Annotated in this window: 12 protein-coding genes; 8 read left to right on the forward strand and 4 right to left on the reverse strand. The window is 34.4% G+C overall.

Going from position 1 to position 14,953, the window contains the following annotated elements; translation table 11 throughout:
- Positions 1-4: 4 nt before the first annotated feature.
- The gene (locus N4270_RS04395; RefSeq protein ID WP_248413062.1) at positions 5-412 is read left to right on the forward strand and encodes a (deoxy)nucleoside triphosphate pyrophosphohydrolase; all 408 of its coding nucleotides are present in this window, start codon (positions 5-7) and stop codon (positions 410-412) included.
- The gene (locus tag N4270_RS04400; RefSeq protein WP_260095704.1) at positions 396-3,761 is read left to right on the forward strand and encodes a DUF3427 domain-containing protein; all 3,366 of its coding nucleotides are present in this window, start codon (positions 396-398) and stop codon (positions 3,759-3,761) included. The genes N4270_RS04395 and N4270_RS04400 overlap by 17 nt, the downstream gene beginning before the upstream one ends.
- 268 nt (positions 3,762-4,029) lie before the next feature.
- On the opposite strand, the gene N4270_RS04405 is transcribed toward N4270_RS04400, so the two are convergent.
- From N4270_RS04405 to N4270_RS04415, 3 genes are all read right to left on the reverse strand, one after another.
- Complete coding sequence (locus N4270_RS04405) at positions 4,030-4,590, reverse strand: type 1 glutamine amidotransferase (protein ID WP_279309189.1); 561 nt, start codon at positions 4,588-4,590, stop codon at positions 4,030-4,032.
- A gap of 130 nt (positions 4,591-4,720) precedes the next feature.
- On the reverse strand, positions 4,721-6,685 hold the full coding sequence (locus N4270_RS04410; protein WP_260095706.1) for a YgiQ family radical SAM protein: 1,965 nt from the start codon (positions 6,683-6,685) through the stop codon (positions 4,721-4,723).
- 244 nt (positions 6,686-6,929) lie between these two features.
- Entirely contained in the window at positions 6,930-8,561 is a 1,632-nt protein-coding gene (locus tag N4270_RS04415) for an ABC-F family ATP-binding cassette domain-containing protein (protein ID WP_260095708.1), read from the reverse strand.
- Positions 8,562-8,798: 237 nt separating this feature from the next.
- Between N4270_RS04415 and rplM the strand changes: the two genes are divergently transcribed.
- The 4 genes from rplM (at position 8,799) to tsf (ending at position 11,834) form a co-directional block, all read left to right on the forward strand.
- Positions 8,799-9,254, forward strand: a complete 456-nt coding sequence (gene rplM / locus N4270_RS04420; RefSeq protein WP_260095710.1) for a 50S ribosomal protein L13 — start codon at positions 8,799-8,801, stop codon at positions 9,252-9,254.
- Positions 9,254-9,640, forward strand: coding sequence for a 30S ribosomal protein S9 (gene rpsI, locus N4270_RS04425; RefSeq protein ID WP_260095712.1), 387 nt, complete (start codon positions 9,254-9,256; stop codon positions 9,638-9,640). The genes rplM and rpsI overlap by 1 nt, the downstream gene beginning before the upstream one ends.
- Positions 9,641-9,969: 329 nt before the next feature.
- Positions 9,970-10,773, forward strand: coding sequence for a 30S ribosomal protein S2 (gene rpsB, locus N4270_RS04430; protein WP_260095714.1), 804 nt, complete (start codon positions 9,970-9,972; stop codon positions 10,771-10,773).
- Between the two features lie 86 nt (positions 10,774-10,859).
- On the forward strand, positions 10,860-11,834 hold the full coding sequence (gene tsf / locus N4270_RS04435) for a translation elongation factor Ts (RefSeq protein ID WP_260095715.1): 975 nt from the start codon (positions 10,860-10,862) through the stop codon (positions 11,832-11,834).
- 113 nt (positions 11,835-11,947) lie between these two features.
- On the opposite strand, the gene N4270_RS04440 is transcribed toward tsf, so the two are convergent.
- A complete protein-coding gene (locus N4270_RS04440; RefSeq protein ID WP_260095717.1) occupies positions 11,948-13,360 on the reverse strand; it encodes a S1C family serine protease in 1,413 nt (470 codons plus the stop codon).
- 219 nt (positions 13,361-13,579) lie between these two features.
- Between N4270_RS04440 and pyrH the strand changes: the two genes are divergently transcribed.
- Together pyrH and frr are read left to right on the forward strand one after the other, a co-directional pair.
- Positions 13,580-14,290, forward strand: coding sequence for a UMP kinase (gene pyrH, locus N4270_RS04445; protein ID WP_260095718.1), 711 nt, complete (start codon positions 13,580-13,582; stop codon positions 14,288-14,290).
- 50 nt (positions 14,291-14,340) lie between these two features.
- The gene (gene frr, locus N4270_RS04450; RefSeq protein ID WP_260095720.1) at positions 14,341-14,898 is read left to right on the forward strand and encodes a ribosome recycling factor; all 558 of its coding nucleotides are present in this window, start codon (positions 14,341-14,343) and stop codon (positions 14,896-14,898) included.
- Positions 14,899-14,953: the final 55 nt, after the last annotated feature.

Genomic DNA, 14,953 nt, shown 5'->3' on the forward strand with positions numbered 1-14,953 from the left:
TCGTATGAAAAAAATAGAAGTTGTTGCAGCAATTATATATTTCGGAAATGAAATTTTATGTGTTCAAAGACCTAAAAACAAGCTAAGTTATATTTCAGAAAAATTTGAATTTCCTGGAGGGAAAATTGAAAAAGGAGAAACAAAAGAAGAAGCTTTAAAAAGAGAACTTATTGAAGAATTAAATTTCATTCCCACTAAAATTGAAGATTTATTTCTGACAGTTGTTCACAAATATCCTGATTTTGAATTAACAATGCATAGTTTTGTTTGTTATGCCGAAACTAAAGATATAAATTTAAATGAACATATTTCTTGTGAATGGCTAACACTAAATGACTTAATTAAGCTAGATTGGGCAGAGGCAGATATTCCAATAGTTAATAGATTAGTTCAGAATGGACAAAAAGTTTAATGATAATTTTAGAGATAGTTTATTAACTGGATTCATTGATAAGACATTAGAGTCTGATGTTCTTTATCAACCTGAATTACTTATTAATAGGAAAATACCTAGAAAAAAAGTACTATCTACAATCATTAAGGAATTAGAAACTTGTGAAAGCTTTTACATATCTGTCGCTTTTGTTACAACTGGAGGTGTAGCTACTTTAATAAACACTTTCAAAAATCTAGATGAAAAAGGAATTAAAGGAAAAATCCTTGTTTCTCAATATCTGAATTTTACTCAGCCTGAAGCTTTAAGAAGATTATCTCAATTTAAAAACATTGAATTAAAAATAATTACAAAAGAAAATTCACACTCCAAAGGTTACATTTTCAAACATTCTGAATATTATAATTTAATTGTTGGAAGTAGCAATTTAACATCTTCAGCTTTAACTACAAATAAAGAATGGAACATGAAAGTTTCGGCTAGAAACTCTAGTTCAATTGTAGATAAAGTAATAAAAGAATTTGAGAGTGATTTTAATGTTGGAGAAATTGTAAATGAATCTTATATCAAAAATTATGAAGATGTTTATAAAAAACAATATCTAGTTTATAAAAAAAGTCAGGAAGAATTATCTGAAGAGCTTAGTTTAGAAATAACTCCTAACTCAATGCAAATTGAAGCATTGGAAAATTTAGAAAAGTTAAGGGAAATTAATAATAAAGCCTTAATAATTTCAGCAACAGGTACAGGAAAAACATTTTTAGCAGCTTTTGACGCCAAAACTTTTAATCCAAAAAAGCTCTTATTTGTAGTTCATAGATTAAACATTGCAAAAAAAGCTATGGAAACTTTCAAAACAATTTTTGGCAATACTAAAACAATGGGATTGTACTCTGGTAACAAAAGAGAATTAGATTGTGACTTTGTTTTTTCAACCGTTCAAACAATATCCAAATCTACTCATTTAAAACAATTCGACAGAGCTTGTTTTGACTACATAATTATTGATGAATCCCATCGTTCTGGAGCTGAATCATACACTCGATTAATAGATTATTTCCAACCAAAATTTCTTCTTGGCATGACTGCAACGCCTGATAGAACTGATGGAAATGACATTTATAGCCTATTTGACCATAACATCGCTTATGAAATTAGGTTAAGTAAAGCTATGGAAGAAGACATGCTTATTCCGTTTCATTACTATGGTGTCACAGATTTATCAGTTAATGATGAAATACTTGAAAATGAATCAGATTTTAGATTATTAACTGCTGATGAAAGAGTAAATAAAATCATAGAAAAAATTGAATTCTATGGTTCTGACAATGGAATAACAAGAGGTTTAATTTTTTGTTCTAAAAAAATTGAAGCTAAAGAATTATCTGAAAAATTTAATCAAAAAGGCTACAAAACTGTTGCTTTAACTGGAGACAGTTCGGAAGAAGAAAGAACATCAGCAATTAATAAATTAGAGAGTACCGACTTGACAGAAAAATTAGACTATATTTTTACTGTTGATATATTCAATGAAGGAATTGATATTCCTAAAATTAATCAAGTTGTAATGATTCGTCCAACGCAATCAGCAATCATCTTCATTCAGCAATTAGGTAGAGGTTTAAGAAAAACTGACGAAAAACATTATCTAACTGTAATTGATTTTATAGGCAACTACAAAAACAATTATTTGATTCCTATTGCCTTATATGGCGATACATCATATAATAAAGATAAAATAAGGAAATTAATTTCTGAAGGCAGCAATATGATTCCAGGAGAATCCACAATCAATTTTGATGAAATCACCAAGGAAAGAATATACGCTTCCATTGATTCTGCTAACATGCAATTGCTTACAGATTTAATGATTGACTATAATAATTTAAAGAGTAGAATTGGTCGAATTCCTATGATGATGGATTTTGTAAAAAATAATGCACGAGAACCATTCTCATTTATTGAATATTCCAAATCTTACTTTAATTTCATTAATAGAATTGATAAGACCTTTGACAAATCTTTAAATAAAAAACTTGCTGAGTTATTAGAGCTTTTTTCAAAAGAGATTAATAATGCCAAAAGAATTGAAGAAAGTATAATTTTAAAAGAATTACTTAATTCAAACGAACTTAAAATTTCAAAACTCAATGAATTAATACATGATAGATATCAATATAAACCTACTACAGAAACTATAGATTCTTGTATTTCTAATATTAATTTTCGTTTTATTCGAAAAGAGGAAAAAATCATCTATTTATATAAAAATACCCTAAGGTTTCATGATGAGTTTAAAGAATTACTTAACAATAACATTTTCAAAGAATTTTTAATTGACTCTATAGACTATTCTATTTATACTTTCAATAATAATTTTGACAAAGATTATTACAAAGGAGGACTTATTCTTTTTAATAAATATAGTAGAAAAGATGTTTGCAGATTGTTGAATTGGGAAAATGATATAAGTAGTACTGTTTATGGCTATAGAACAAGAAATGAAATCACTCCATGCTTTGTAACTTACCATAAGTCGGAAGATATTGAAGACACAATAAAATATAACGACTATTTTATTTCTCCTTCAATCTTCGCATGGGAATCAAGGTCCAACAGAAAATTAACTAGTGAAGAAATTAAAAATGTAATTAATTCTAAACGCATATTACTTTTTGTAAAAAAAGAAGATGCTGAAGGAACTGATTTTTATTTTATGGGAGATGTATCTATCATAAAAGATTCAATTCAACAAGCTGAAATGCCTGAATCTGGAAAACCAGTAGTTCATTTCAAATTCCAATTAGATGTGCCTGTAAAAGACGATTTATATAATTATATAACTGCAGACAATAAGAAGAAAACAACTGATAAAGTCATAAATTCTAAAGTTAAATTAATAGAAAATGAAGTAAAGCAATCAGAGTCTACTATTCCAATATATGATTTCTATGCCGCAGCTGGTACCTTTAGTGAAATGCAAAATGAAAAAGAGTACAACTTAATATCTGTTCCAGAAAAATATGCTAGTGATGATTACTTTGCTTGTAGAGTCATTGGAGAATCAATGAATAAGATAATTCCGAACAACTCAATTTGTTTATTCAAAAAGTATTTTGCTGGTTCTCGTAGTGGAAAGATTCTCCTAATCGAAAATCGAGATTCTTATGACCCAGATTTCAACTCATCATTTACTGTAAAAACTTATTCAAGTGAAAAAATCATTACAGATGAAGGTTGGCAACATAACTCAATAATTTTGAAACCTAACTCTTATGATAAAAGTTTTAAAAACATAATTCTTGATGAAGAAAATAGCAAAGAAATGAGAGTAATTGGAGAATTTGTAAAAGTATTAGAAAACTAACCGAAAGAATCTAATTTCGTTTTACCTTCTCCTCCTCTTCTTCCCCTTCTTAAACATCACCTTATCCTTTAGTTGAATAAAAAGACTCTGCATCATTAAAGGTATTTTAGCTTTAACAAGTAAATTTATATATTAAACTCAAAAGGACAAAACATAAAAATTAATCATTTTAATTAGAATTAAAAAAAACGGTCATTATTATTTTCCAAAAAAAACAAAAAAAGCAGGATTAAAAATCCTGCTTTTTATTCTTAATATTAGGTAGCTATTATGCTGTTTGCATTTCGTGTTTACCTTCATAAACTTCCTCTACTAATTTAGCATTAAAAGCAGGCAAATCTTCTGGTGATCGGCTTGTAACTAAGCCTTCGTCAACTACTACCTCTTGGTCTAACCAATGTGCACCTGCATTTTCAATGTCGGTTTTGATAGAGTTAAACGACGTTACCTGTCTGCCTTTTAAAACATCTGCTTCTGCCAACAACCATGGTGCATGGCAAATGGCTGCCACAGGTTTTTTATTTTCAAAGAATGACTTTACAAAATCTACGGCCATTTTATTTCTTCTCAAAATATCAGGATTAATGACACCTCCTGGTAACATTAAAGCATTATAATCTTCTTGAGATACTTCATCTAAAGTTTTATCCACTTTGTAAGCTTTACTCCAGTTTCCATTATCCCAACCTTTAATTTCGCCTGTTTTTAAAGAGACAATTTGCACCTCTGCTCCTGCTTCTTCTAAAGCATTTTTAGGTTCTCTTAATTCACTTTCTTCAAAGCCATCGGTTGCTAAAATTGCAACAATCTTTTTTTTCAAATTTTCCATTATCATTTGTGATTTTTTTGGTTTATAATTACCCATATAATCTAATAGATTTATGAATCAATACCAAAAAACCAATAGAGATTAACCTAGACTTAACAACGAATGTTAAGGAGTCTTAAAATACTTTTGTTTACCGCCTCCTCCGCTTCTTCTTCCCCTTCTTAAACGTCACCTTATCCTTCCGCTGATTAAAAGGCACAGCATCATTAAAGGTGTTTTTGGCCTCACCTTTAGGTTTATTTTTTCGCCATTTTTCGGTTTTGGCAGGAAGTAAGACGTCTAATAAATCCTGACGACCCAGTTTATTCAAGGTCTTTCTAATCCACGCCTTATTTTCATCTTTATACCAGAAGAAAAAACGATGCTGCTCATCTTTTTCCTTACGCGTTTTTGGCGTGTTCACTTTTTTAAGCGTATACGGATGATACCCACTATAATAAATCACTGTCGCTACAGTCATAGGTGTTGGTGTAAAACCTTGGACTTGCTCTAACTGAAAGCCCATATCTTTGGTTTCGGCAGCGAGATTCGCCATGTCCTCTACTTCGCAAGCCGGATGGTTCGAAATAAAATACGGAATCAACTGAAGCTTCAACCCTTTCTTAATATTAATCTTATCAAAGCGCTCCTTAAACTTATGGAAGTACGTAAACGACGGCTTACGCATCAGCTTTAACACCGGATCGCTGGTGTGCTCTGGTGCCACTTTTAAGCGACCAGACACATGCTTAGTCATCACCTCTTCGGTATAATCGTCAAGCTCTTTCGGATCGGCATTTTTATTAAATTCTGGCACCAGCATATCGTGGCGAATTCCAGAACCGATAAACGATTTCTTTACTTTCGGGTGACTGTCAACCGCCTGATACAATTCGGTTAGCGGTTTATGAGACGTATCGAGATTACTGCAAATTACTGGCGAAATACAACTCGGCGCCACACACTTATCGCAAATCGATTGTACCTTTCCTTTCATTTGATACATGTTGGCACTCGGACCACCAATATCAGATAAATAACCTTTAAAATCAGGCATATTCGCAACCGTATCAACCTCCTTTAAAATGGATTCCTGACTTCGGGATGCAATAAATTTTCCCTGATGTGCCGAAATCGTGCAAAAACTACAACCACCAAAACAGCCTCTATGAATGTTGATAGAAAACTTAATCATTTCAAAAGCTGGAATGGGTCCGCGTTTATTGTATTTCGGATGCGGCAATCTCGTGTAGGGCAAATCGAAAGAGGCATCAATTTCGGCCTCAGTCATGGTTGGATAGGGCGGATTAATCATCAAGGTCTTATCACCTACTTTCTGAAAAATTCGTCGCGCTGCCAGCTTATTCGATTCCTGCTCAATCACCTTAAAATTAGAAGCGTATTGCTTTTTATCCTTTAAACAAGTTTCATGAGACGCAATTTCAACATCTTCCCAATTGCTGTTTTTCGGAATTTTATCATGTTTATCTAAAAGTACTGCTGTTTGATTTACGGTATTGATACTTTGAAACGGCACGCCTTTTTCCAGCAAACGAACAATTTCACGAAGCGGTTGTTCGCCCATTCCATACACGAGCATATCAGCTTTTGACGTCTCCAAAATGGTTGGCATCAATTTATCACTCCAGTAATCATAATGCGTCACACGACGTAAGGAACCTTCAATACCACCAATTAAAACTGGTGTGTCTGGCCATTTTTCCTTTAGGATATTAGAATACACCGTTGAAGCATAATCTGGTCTAAAACCTATATCACCATTAGGCGTATAAGCATCTTTATCACGACGCTTTTTATTAGCATTATAATTGCTAATCATCGGATCCATACAACCACCTGTCACACCAAAAAACAAGCGTGGCTGACCAAGTTTTACAAAATCCTGAAGATTATCATTCACATTCGGTTGTGGTACAATCGCCACACGCAATCCCATACTTTCTAGTAAACGCCCAATAACTGCCGGACCAAACGTAGGGTGATCCACATAGGCATCACCACTAAACAGGATAACGTCTAGCGCTTCCCATCCGCGTATTTTCACCTCTTTGTTTGTGGTAGGCAACCAACTCGAAAGTCTTAATTCTTCTTGCATGACTTTGCAAAAGTAGTCAAAAAATTGGCGCTTAGTTATTTGTATGACGCGAATTAACTAAGATTATGTGTTGGGCGTTACCACACTCATCCCTACAAGGTTTTGAAAACCTTGCAGGATCGCTTAGGTCGCGCTTTCCACTGCAAGTCCTCGTTCGTGCCTCACTGTGGGCTTTACGTTGCAATCGCTAACGCAGAGAGAAGCAAGAAATGAGAAAATTGAAATAATATTGAAAAAAAGAAAACTACAAATCTAGAGCCTTAACGCTCTCAATCCTATTACGCTCCAAAAAGGCATCAATCGTTTCAAAGTGTTCAATCACACGTTGGTCTTTAAACTCAAAAACTTTATTAGCCAAACCTTGCAGAAAATCACGATCGTGAGACACCAGTATCAGTGTGCCATCAAAATCCTGAAGTGCTTCTTTTAAAACGTCTTTCGATTTTAAATCCAGATGGTTTGTTGGCTCATCGAGAATCAATACATTCACAGGTTCGAGCAATAACTTCACCATCGCTAATCGGGTTTTTTCACCTCCCGACAATACACTTACTTTTTTATCAATGTCGTCACCTTTAAACATAAAGCGACCCAAGATATTTTTAATTTGCGTTCGGATATCGCCTTTAGCAACCTCATCAACCGTTTGAAAAATACTAAAATTTTCATCTAATAAAGCGGCTTGATTTTGTGCAAAATACCCAACCTTTACATTATGTCCTAAGGTACAAGTCCCTTCTACATCTATTTCACCTAAAATGGCTTTAATCATGGTCGATTTCCCTTCACCATTACGCCCTACAAAACAGACTTTCTCGCCTCTGGCTATCGACATATTCGCATCGTTAAACACCACATGATCGCCATAGGATTTAGACACCTCTTTAACCGTTACAGGATAATCTCCCGAACGTTGTGTGGGCGGAAAACGTAATTTTAAAGCCGAAGTATCAATATCATCAATTTCAATAATATCCAATTTTTCAAGCATGCGCTCTCGTGATGCTACTTGATTGGTTTTAGAATACGTGCCTTTAAAACGTTCGATAAATGCCATATTATCGGCAATCATTTTTTGCTGCTCTTGATAGGCTTTAATCTGGTGAGCGCGACGCTCTTCACGCAATTGCAAATAATGAGTGTACTTGGCCTTGTAATCGTAAATGCGTCCCATAGTGACTTCAATCGTACGATTGGTAATACTATCAATAAAGGCTCTGTCGTGCGAAATGACAACAACGGCATTGGCTTTATTCACTAAAAAGTCTTCGAGCCAGATTACCGATTCAATATCAATATGATTGGTAGGCTCATCTAACAAAATCAAATCCGGCTTTTGAAGTAAAATTTTGGCCAGTTCAATCCGCATACGCCAGCCTCCAGAAAACTCGCTGGTTGGTCTGGTAAAATCGGTTGGCTTAAATCCTAAACCTTTCAGGGCTTTTTCAACTTCGGCATCGTAATTCACTTCTTCTAAAGCGTAATACTTCTCTCCTAAATCAGATACGCGTTCGATGATTTTCATATAATCCTCCGACTCATAATCGGTTCGGGTTTCCAGCTGCTTGTTTAAGGCGTCCATTTCATCACGCATGGCAAACACATGACTAAAAGCTTTAGACGCTTCATCAAAAACAGTCGTATTGTCTTCCGTTAATAAATGCTGAGGCAAATAAGCTATAACGGCATCTTTAGGCGTTCTTACATGACCACGCGTTGCCTTTTGAACACCAGCAATAATTTTCATCATGGTCGATTTTCCGGCGCCATTCTTTCCCATTAAGGCAATTTTATCATCGGCATTTATGGTAAAAGACACCTCACTAAAAAGTGTTTGTCCGCTAAATTCTACCGCTAAATTATCTACTGAAATCATCGTTCTTCTTTTAAAGTTGCAAAACTAGTAAAAGCTCGATTTAGACAAACCAATTAATTAAAAAAATAACACATTGAAATCGAGAGTAGTACCAAACTAAAAAAAAGCCTATTAAAAGGCATAAAAATATCTCATCACACTATTTGGTAATCAAATATTTAATCGTAAATTTGCAAACTCTTTTCGAGAGAGAAAGTTTAACCGTCTGTCGTGAACAGGCAACTAATATTAATAAGTGTGGACACATTAAGCTACAAAACGATTTCGGCAAACAAAGCTACCGCTAATAAAGAGTGGGTTTTAGTTGATGCTGAAAATCAAACGCTAGGTCGTTTAGCTTCTAAAGTAGCAATACTTTTAAGAGGTAAACACAAGCCTAACTTCACACCACATGTTGATTGTGGCGATAACGTAATTGTTATCAATGCTGAAAAAATCAACTTATCAGGAAACAAGTGGAATGACAAAACGTACATTCGTCACACAGGGTATCCAGGTGGTCAAAGAAGTTTAACTGCGAATGAATTGTTTGGAAAAGATCCGGCAAGAATCGTGGAAAAATCAGTAAAAGGAATGCTCCCTAAAAACAAATTAGGTGCAGATTTATTCCGTAATTTAAATGTTGTTGTAGGTTCTGAGCACAAACATGAAGCTCAAAAACCAAAAACAATAGACTTAAACCAAGTTAACTAATGGAAGTAATTCACAAAATCGGTCGTAGAAAGACGGCTGTTGCTCGTGTGTACCTTGCCAAAGGAAAAGGCAAGATCACGGTAAACAAAAAAGACATGGAGGCTTATTTTCCTACTGCAACATTGCAGTACAAAGTAAACCAACCTTTAACCATGACTAACAACGATGGCAACTTTGATATTACAGTAAACGTTTATGGTGGTGGTGTAACAGGCCAGGCCGAAGCGATCCGTTTAGCATTATCTCGCGCTATGTGTGAGCTTGATGCAGAAAACAGACTAATATTAAAGCCAGAAGGATTATTAACTAGAGACCCTCGTATGGTTGAACGTAAGAAATTCGGTCAGAAGAAAGCAAGGAAAAAATTCCAATTCTCGAAACGTTAAAATTCTCAGCTTGACTGGGAATCTCGTCATGAGCTTTCTCAATCAAATGGAATGTATTATTCTGTTCCGAAACTTCGGAAATATGCGGAATATAAAAATCTCAAAGCTGTTCTGAACTTTTATATTCAGAACAGCTTTACATTAAAATTGCTGAATCACATTCAGCTAGATTAAAAAAAATCCTGAAACGAGTTCAGGTACAGTTTAGCATCTAAATGATGAAGGCGAGCAAGTTACTTCCAAATAAACAAAAGAAGTAATTCAACCTCGATTATCGAGAGCAACCACTTGATCATTGCTAATTTAATAGAACGTAAACAAATTACAACATGGAAAAAGTAGAAGTAAAAGACTTACTTGAAGCAGGTGTACACTTTGGTCACTTGACAAGAAAATGGGATCCAAACATGGCTCCTTACATTTATATGGAACGTAATGGTATCCATATTATCAACCTTTACAAAACTCAAGCAAAAATTCAAGAAACCGGAGAAGCACTTCACAAAATTGCTGCTTCTGGAAAGAAAATCTTATTTGTTGCTACAAAAAAACAAGCCAAAGACATCGTTGCTGAAAAAGCTGGAAATGTAAACATGCCTTACATTACTGAAAGATGGCCTGGTGGAATGTTAACGAACTTCGTAACGATTAGAAAAGCGGTTAAGAAAATGGCTATGATTGATCGTATGAAAAAAGACGGAACATTCAATTCGCTTTCTAAAAAAGAACGTTTACAGGTTGATCGTCAACGTGCTAAATTAGAAAAAAACTTAGGTTCTATCTCTGATATGACACGTTTACCAGGTGCTCTATTTGTTGTAGACATCAAGCGTGAGCACATCGCTATCAAAGAAGCTCAAAAATTAAACATTCCAATCTTCGCAATGGTTGACACCAATTCTGACCCTCGTGAAGTAGATTATTTAATTCCTTCAAATGATGATGCTTCAAAATCTATAGACAAAATTATGTCTGTAGTTACATCGGCAGTAGCTGATGGATTAGCTGAAAGAAAATCAGATAAAGCTGAAAAAGATGCTAAAAGTGAAAAATCACCTGCAGCAAAAAAAGAAGTTAAAGCTGATAAAAAAGCTAAAGTAGCTGCACCTGTTGCCGCTAACGAAGAAGAATAAATTAACAATTACACAATATAAATAAGTCGTTTAATTGTTTTCTTTGAAACTATAAATTAAACGACTTTTTTAAATTTTTAAACATTATGGAAAATACGGTAAAAATTACAGCCGCAGAAGTAAATAAATTAAGACAAGCCACTGGAGCTGGTATGATGGATTGTAAAAAAGCCTTAGTTGAAGCTGGAGGCGATTTTGACAAAGCCATTGAAGTACTTCGTAAAAAAGGACAAAAAGTTGCAGAGAAAAGAGCCGACAGAGATTCTTCTGAAGGTGCTGCAGTCGCAAAAATAAATGCCGATAACACCTCTGGTGTGGCTATCGTATTAGGATGTGAAACTGATTTCGTTGGAAAAAACGAAAACTTCGTAGCATTAGCTAATGATTTAGCAGATATCGCATTAAACCACAACACTAAAGACGAGTTTTTAGCTGCTGATTTTGGTGGAATGACTGTTGCTGAAAAGTTAACAGAACAAACTGGCGTTATTGGTGAGAAATTAGACATCACTGCTTTTGAAAGATTAGATGCACCTTACGTAGGACACTATGTTCATATTAACAAAATTGCTGCTTTAGTAGGGTTATCTGCAAAAGTAGATAACGTTGAAACTCTTGTTAAAGATGTTGCAATGCAAGTCGCTTCTATGGGAGCTACGACTTTATCTTACAAAGATTTTGATCCTGCATTTATTGCTTCTGAAACGGAAGCTAGAATTGCTGTTATCGAAAAAGATAATATCGAATTAGGTCGTTTAGGTAAAACCTTAAAAAATGTACCACAATACATTTCTATGGCGCAATTAACTCCTGAAGTTATTGCTCAAGCTGAAGAGGCTGCTAAAGCAGAATTAAAAGCAGAAGGTAAACCAGAACAAATCTGGGACAGAATTTTACCAGGAAAAATGGAGCGTTTTATTTCTGATAATACGACTTTAGATCAAGAGCAATGTTTATTAGATCAAAAGTTTATCAAAGATGAAAAACAAACTGTAGCGCAATACGTAGCATCTTTTGGTGATGTTGCTGTTACTGGATTTAAACGTGCAACAGTAGGATAATACACTCTTTTTACTAATGATACCCGGAAACTAAAGTGAAGGTTGTATCGAAGTAAAAGATCCCTCTAAAATACCAAAGCCACTACTCTTAGTCTAAGATGTAGTGGTTTTTTTTATTTAAAACTTAAGCTCATATATCCCGAATTAATATAAGCATTGTTGGTTCCCGAATATACTCTTATTTTGTATTTGCCTGCTTTGTAAAACGCATGAGAAAAATGGGTAATATCGGCATTGCTATTAACCTGAGTCACATTAAACACTTCTACTTGTTTGTATAAACCACTGGCATCCATTTTATCAACATAAACTTTTAGCTTATCTGTATAAAGCGGATTACCAAGTCCGTTATCAACATAAGTCCAAATAAGACCTCCTTTGACCCTATCAATAGTAAAACTTGTGTAGCGCTTACTCGTATTCGGAATTAAATTGTTATTTGAAGCTGCCGAAATATTGGAGAAAAAGACTTTCGATTTTATGTAATTACCATATTTAATGGGCGGATTTTTAATTTCGTTCTCTTTTTTAACTCTTAAAGCAATAGCCGCATTAATCTGCGCTTTACTTTTTAAAGGCTGTTTATCACCTTTAATTGTATTAATAGAGGTAGAACGCGTTGGCAAGGTTAAGCCTAAATTAATCAACTTCTTGTGTGCTTTACTATCTATTGCCGAAATGTAGTACATCCCATTAACGCCTCCTACAAGCCCAATTCCGGTTTTATTTCCTTTAGCAGTAGCAATACCAATCACTTTATTATTTTCATCAAAAACGGGTCCGCCACTATTTCCGGGATGAATTTCAGCATCTGTTTTTATGTATCCATAATCTGTATTCATTACAAAATCACTTCCACTCATAATCCCTACACTCAAAGTACTCATGTCTTTAAGTAACATTTCCGAAGACCCAATAAACTGAGCTGGATAACCAAACACACATAGTTTTTCGCCTTGTGAAACGGTGTCTGAATTTCCTAATGGCAATGCTGTGAAATTAGCACTTACAGGTTGATCATTAATATCACTAACAATCTTGAGTAAGGCACCATCAAAAGCACCTGCGCCAATAGCGACTATTTCTGCTTTATATAAGGTATAATCGTTTTCACTATTTCCATTAAATACCTGAATCAACGGGATTGTATGTCCGACTCTATGAACCTTAGTCAGGCTTTTAGTGTTCACAATCTCATCTGAGTAAACATCAAAACTTGTCTTTTTTTCTTTTCCAACAGTACTATCGTAATAAATATAGCCTTTCACTCCAGTTTCAACAACATGTTTATTAGTGAAAATATAGCCGTCTTTGGTGACAACAAAACCAGAACCTCTGCTTAAATAACCTTTTCCGGGTTTTTCTTTTTCTAATTCTGGGTCTGCCATAATAATTTTCACAACTCCTTTGCTATACGCCGAAGCAATAAGCTTGGTATCTAAACCCTTTGGTGTAGGCTTTGGATCGACACAAGAAAAAACTGTAATAAAAGCGAAAAGTATAAGAGGTAAACTATTTTTCATCATGGTTGGCATTGAAAACAGTATAAAAAAACGAAAATTATTTATTCTATGAAAATTAAATCACTTAATATCAACAATAAACACCAAGCAGAGCACGAAATAAAATAAATTGACCAATCCGCTATAAACGATAAGACATAAATAAAAACAATTGCCAAGTAAAAAATAATTTTGTTTATTTTTGTCGCAATCTAATTACCTTTATAAACATTCATTCTACAAATGACGAAATACAAAAGAATCCTACTAAAATTATCTGGTGAAGCACTTATGGGCTCACGCCAATACGGAATTGATCCAGAACGTTTAGCAGAATATGCCAAAGACATCAAAGAAATTACCGATTTAGGTGTAGAAGTGGCTATCGTTATTGGTGGTGGAAATATTTTTAGAGGTGTCGCTGGAGCTATGGCAGGTATGGACCGTGTTCAAGGAGATCATATGGGAATGTTGGCGACTGTGATTAACGGATTAGCATTACAAAATGCACTGGAAGATGCAGATGTAAAAACACGCCTGCAAACTGCCATCAAAATCAATGAAGTTGCCGAACCTTTTATAAGACGAAAAGCAATGAGTCACCTTAGAAAAGGTCGTGTTGTTATTTTTGGTGGCGGAACTGGTAACCCGTATTTCACAACAGATTCTGCAGCCGTATTAAGAGCGATAGAAATAGAAGCCGATGTTATTTTAAAAGGGACGCGTGTTGATGGTATTTATAATGCAGATCCTGAAAAAGATTTAAATGCTGTAAAATTCGACCACATTACGTTTGATGATGTATTGAGAAAAGGACTTAAAGTTATGGACACGACAGCATTTACACTAAGTCAGGAAAACAAACTACCAATCATCGTGTTTGATATGAATAAAAAAGGAAATCTGCTAAAAGTAGTTTCTGGTGAAAATATTGGCACTAAAGTTAATTTATAATATTTGGCTCATTTTTTGGTAAGCATTTTACATATTAAAGTTTTTTAATCATGAACGAAGACATAAAATTTATATTAGATACAGCTCAAGAAGCAATGGATGGTGCCATCAAGCACCTTGAAAAACAATTTGTAAACATTAGAGCAGGTAAAGCTAGCCCTGCTATGTTAGGTAGCGTTATGGTAGACTATTACGGTTCTCAAACGCCTTTATCTCAAGTTGCCAATGTAAACACACCTGACGGAAGAACCATTACAGTTCAGCCCTGGGAAAAGAGTATGCTTCAAGAAATTGAACGTGGCATTATGATCGCTAACCTTGGTTTTAACCCAATGAATAATGGTGAAACCATCATTATCAATGTACCACCTTTAACCGAAGAGCGCAGAAGAGATTTGTCTAAACAAGCCAAAGCTGAAGCCGAAGATGCTAAAATTGGTGTAAGAAATGCACGTAAAGATGCCAACCACGAGATAAAAAATCTTGAGGATGCTTCTGAAGATCAACAAAAAAATGCCGAAATTGATATACAACAAATGACCGATAAATACGTTAAGAAAATAGACGATATTTTTGAAGTCAAAGAAAAAGAAATTATGACTGTATAAATCCTCAAAAAGCGACGTATTATAAGTCGCTTTTTTTTATTAATCCTCTTTATTC

Origin of the sequence: Psychroserpens sp. SPM9, from assembly GCF_025153525.1 — a bacterium.
Classification (GTDB): Bacteria; Bacteroidota; Bacteroidia; order Flavobacteriales; family Flavobacteriaceae; genus Psychroserpens.

Excerpts from the sequence above, each read along its gene's own strand:
- N4270_RS04395 (WP_248413062.1), top strand. The coding sequence starts at position 5 with ATGAAAAAAATAGAAGTTGTTGCAGCAATTATATATTTCGGAAATGAA.
- N4270_RS04400 (WP_260095704.1), top strand. The coding sequence starts at position 396 with ATGGACAAAAAGTTTAATGATAATTTTAGAGATAGTTTATTAACTGGA.
- N4270_RS04405 (WP_279309189.1), bottom strand. The coding sequence starts at position 4,590 with ATGGAAAATTTGAAAAAAAAGATTGTTGCAATTTTAGCAACCGATGGC.
- N4270_RS04410 (WP_260095706.1), bottom strand. The coding sequence starts at position 6,685 with ATGCAAGAAGAATTAAGACTTTCGAGTTGGTTGCCTACCACAAACAAA.
- N4270_RS04415 (WP_260095708.1), bottom strand. The coding sequence starts at position 8,561 with ATGATTTCAGTAGATAATTTAGCGGTAGAATTTAGCGGACAAACACTT.
- rpsI (WP_260095712.1), top strand. The coding sequence starts at position 9,254 with ATGGAAGTAATTCACAAAATCGGTCGTAGAAAGACGGCTGTTGCTCGT.
- rpsB (WP_260095714.1), top strand. The coding sequence starts at position 9,970 with ATGGAAAAAGTAGAAGTAAAAGACTTACTTGAAGCAGGTGTACACTTT.
- tsf (WP_260095715.1), top strand. The coding sequence starts at position 10,860 with ATGGAAAATACGGTAAAAATTACAGCCGCAGAAGTAAATAAATTAAGA.
- N4270_RS04440 (WP_260095717.1), bottom strand. The coding sequence starts at position 13,360 with ATGATGAAAAATAGTTTACCTCTTATACTTTTCGCTTTTATTACAGTT.
- pyrH (WP_260095718.1), top strand. The coding sequence starts at position 13,580 with ATGACGAAATACAAAAGAATCCTACTAAAATTATCTGGTGAAGCACTT.
- frr (WP_260095720.1), top strand. The coding sequence starts at position 14,341 with ATGAACGAAGACATAAAATTTATATTAGATACAGCTCAAGAAGCAATG.